Here is a 250-nt window from a genome sequence, read left to right on the forward strand (position 1 = left end):
TGTCAGTTCTGAGTGAAATCATCACGTCAGTCGTTGAGAAGAAACCGTACCCGAACGTTTTTGATCTATAAACTGCACATGCTTCTTCAGGAATGGTAAGTCAAGATACCTCGGTGAACGCTTACTTTCTGAGAGCGTATAGTCGCTGAGATGGCGAGCGACAGTCGATTCATGAATACGAAGGGCTTGAGAAATCATAGCCTGACTCCAACCTTCAGAAGTAAGTAACACAGCTTTAATGCGATCGCAT

General features: G+C 44.4%; 1 pseudogene. It reads right to left on the reverse strand.

Going from position 1 to position 250, the window contains the following annotated elements:
- Positions 1–126 precede the first annotated feature (126 nt).
- Positions 127–250, reverse strand: a pseudogene (locus H5300_RS27500) (helix-turn-helix domain-containing protein); the annotation flags it as partial.

The sequence above is a fragment of the Vibrio sp. SG41-7 genome (genome assembly GCF_014164465.1).
Classification (GTDB): domain Bacteria; phylum Pseudomonadota; class Gammaproteobacteria; order Enterobacterales; family Vibrionaceae; genus Vibrio; species Vibrio splendidus.